The following is a 2,720-nucleotide window of genomic DNA, read 5'->3' as shown; positions in this document are numbered from 1 at the left end:
CAAGCTGTTGCAGAGCGACGGGGAACTGAAAATCGCCTCGACGGGCAAGGATGAGCAGAGCGGCGAACTGGTGACGCGGGAATACAAAGTGCAGGGGCCGGTGATGCTGATGTTAACCACTACGGCCAGCGACGTGGATGAAGAGCTGCTGAACCGCTGTCTGGTGCTGACGGTGAACGAGAGCCGGGAGCAGACGCAGGCTNAAGACGCGTACCCGGCGTGACCACATGAAATACCTGACGTTAATCCAGGCGGTGGCGCTGCTGCACCAGTACCAGCGCGAGGTGAAGAAAACCACGCATCGCGGCCAGACTATCGAGTACATCGAGGTGCAGAAAAGCGATATCCGGCTTGCCAATCAACTGGCGCATGAAGTGCTGGGCCGGACGCTGGACGAAATGCCGCCGCAGAGCCGCAAACTGCTGTTACTGGTGCGCGACATGGTGCAGGCGCTGGCACAGCAGCAGGATTGCCTGGCGTCTGAGGTGCGCTTCACGCGCCGGGATATCCGGGCGTACACCAACTGGAGTGACAGCCAGTTAAAAAACCACTGTATGCGACTCACCGAAATGGAATACCTGCTGACACATGGCGGCAGTCGCGGCCACCTGCTGCACTATGAACTGCTGTGGGACGGCGGCAGCGGCGAGGAAAATCACCTGTGTGGGCTGCTGAACGTGGACGACAACGAGGGCGGTGAACGCAAGTCTGGTACACATGACAGCAAGTCTGCCTCAAGTCCGGGCTAAGTTCGGGCTAAGTCTGGCCTGTAAAACATCCACTCAGGCCAGGCAATACAAGGCCTCACGACAAAACCGGTCTGGAAAGAGCAGAACGCAGTAATAAGGAAAAAAGAAAACGCGGGCGCTGCCTTCGCCTTCGTGATGATAAGGAGATATCAGTGAGACTACGTGAAAAACGGCGGGTGCCGGTGCTGCACCCCGGACGCGGGCCGTACAACGGCCTGGCGCACAGGATGGTGCAGTACCTGGAGTGGAAACAGGAGCGTAACGGGACGGCGCAGGGTCAGCGCCAGCTTGAGCACAGGCTGTCGCTGTTCCTGTTGTGGTGTGAAGAGCGTGGCCTGGAGCAGGCAGGCGATATCAGCCTGCGGGAACTGGAGCAGTACCAGCGTTACCTGTATCAGCGCCCCGGACGTGGTGGAAAGCCGCTTAGTGTCACCTCTCAAATCAACTATCTGACAGCGTTACGCGGCCTGTTCGGCTGGCTGACGCGGCGTCACTGTATCCGGGCTAATCCGGCGGCAGACCTTGAGTTACCCAAAGCTGAACTGAAGCTGCCAAAGGATGTGCTGAGTCATGCCGAAGCCGAGCAGATACTGGCCTGGCCGGATATCAACACCGTGCGGGGGCTGCGTGACCGGGCAATGCTGGAAGTGCTGTACAGCACAGGGATGCGGCGTATGGAGCTGGCCGGGCTGAAGCTGCACAGCATTAACGACAATAACGGCACGGTGATGATATGCCAGGGAAAGGGCCGTAAGGACAGGCTTATCCCCATCGGTGAACGGGCGCGGCAGTGGGTGCGTCGCTACGTTGCTGAGGCCCGGCCAGCGCTGACCGACTTCCCGCCAAATGACGTGCTGTTCCTGACAAAAGACGGGCAGGGGTTCAGCCCGGAAGGGTTGAGTGACCATATCGGGCGCATTATCCGGGAAAGCGGCATCCGGGAGAAAGGAAGCTGTCACCTGTTTCGCCACACAATGGCCACACAGATGCTGGAGCATGGCGCAGAGTTACGCTGGATACAGGCCATGCTCGGTCATGCAGATATCAGCACCACGCAGGTCTATACGAGAGTGAGTATCCGGGCGCTGCGCGAGATCCACCGGGCAACCCATCCGGCAGAGCAGGCGAGTGTTGCCGATGAAAAATAGCGCAGTATACTAACAGTTATTAACTGATAGTAATCATGGGATGGAAACGACAATGCCAACCAGTGTTGCCCTGAGTCCTTATTTCGAAGCATTCATCCGCGAGCAAATAGAAAGCGGTCGTTACAACAATACCAGCGAAGTTATCCGTGCCGGTCTGCGTGCTCTGGAAGAGCGGGAGCAGCAGATGAAAATGGATGCGCTACGTGAGGCGGTCCACGCAGGTATCAACAGTGGTGAAAGCCGCAGTGCCGAAGAGGTATTCGGGCGTCTGTCCCGCAAATATCGCCACATGGCAGAAGGTGAACAGGGTAAATGAAGCTGGGAATATCGCCGCTGGCAGAAGCAGATCTTGAAAGCATTGGTGACTGGATAGCACAGGATAATCCGGCGCGGGCAGTGAGTTTCACGGAGGAGCTTTACCAGCAGTGCCTGTTGATAGCAGAGTCACCGGTTATCTACAGGGAAAGACCGGAGCTGGGCCAGAGTATCAGAAGCTGCGCTTACGGTCGCTATCTCATCCTGTTCAGGTTGCTGGATACTGAAGTGCGTATAGAGCGAGTGATGCATGGGTCGAGAGATATTGCCCGTCTGTTTGGGGAGTCTGACGACGCAGCAGCAACGCCGGACAGCCCGCAGCGTTAGCGGGTGGCGTCTGTCAGCCCGTAAGGAAAGTGGAACGGCAGAGCGCGCCTTCCCTGGCGCGATCTGCCTGCTGTAACGCCGTGCCACGCGGGGTAAATGGCCGCGCAGCGGCATAAGCCTGTCAGAATATGTTCATCCAGTGCGGCCGCAGCCCGTCCATTCACCATAATGCGGGAGATTA

The 2,720-nt window shown here is 57.9% G+C and carries 4 protein-coding genes and 1 pseudogene; 4 read left to right on the top strand and 1 reads right to left on the bottom strand.

Annotated features, from left to right (window positions below; translation table 11 throughout):
* The 4 genes and pseudogenes from JJB97_RS17625 to JJB97_RS17610 form a co-directional block, all read left to right on the top strand.
* Positions 1 to 905: pseudogene (locus JJB97_RS17625) on the top strand (DNA primase); the annotation flags it as partial.
* On the top strand, positions 902 to 1,897 hold the full coding sequence (gene xerC / locus JJB97_RS17620; RefSeq protein ID WP_238715382.1) for a site-specific tyrosine recombinase XerC: 996 nt from the start codon (positions 902 to 904) through the stop codon (positions 1,895 to 1,897). The pseudogene JJB97_RS17625 and the gene xerC, both read left to right, overlap by 4 nt.
* Positions 1,898 to 1,949: 52 nt before the next feature.
* Positions 1,950 to 2,213: a type II toxin-antitoxin system ParD family antitoxin gene (locus JJB97_RS17615; protein ID WP_238715381.1), complete on the top strand. Its 264-nt coding sequence runs from the start codon at positions 1,950 to 1,952 to the stop codon at positions 2,211 to 2,213.
* A complete protein-coding gene (locus JJB97_RS17610; protein WP_238715380.1) occupies positions 2,210 to 2,539 on the top strand; it encodes a type II toxin-antitoxin system RelE/ParE family toxin in 330 nt (109 codons plus the stop codon). Before JJB97_RS17615 ends, JJB97_RS17610 begins: the two co-directional genes overlap by 4 nt.
* Here the strand turns inward: JJB97_RS17610 and JJB97_RS17605 are convergent.
* A partial coding sequence (locus JJB97_RS17605) for a hypothetical protein (protein WP_238715379.1) occupies positions 2,536 to 2,720 on the bottom strand: 185 nt, incomplete at its 5' end. The two genes, JJB97_RS17610 and JJB97_RS17605, sit on opposite strands and share 4 nt — an antisense overlap.

Source organism: Tenebrionibacter intestinalis, assembly GCF_016632365.1.
Lineage (GTDB): Bacteria > Pseudomonadota > Gammaproteobacteria > Enterobacterales > Enterobacteriaceae > Tenebrionibacter > Tenebrionibacter intestinalis.
Note: the sequence above shows the minus strand (reverse complement) of the source record. Positions and strands in the feature narration are given on the sequence as shown.

Excerpts from the sequence above, each read along its gene's own strand:
- JJB97_RS17610 (WP_238715380.1), top strand. The coding sequence starts at position 2,210 with ATGAAGCTGGGAATATCGCCGCTGGCAGAAGCAGATCTTGAAAGCATT.
- JJB97_RS17615 (WP_238715381.1), top strand. The coding sequence starts at position 1,950 with ATGCCAACCAGTGTTGCCCTGAGTCCTTATTTCGAAGCATTCATCCGC.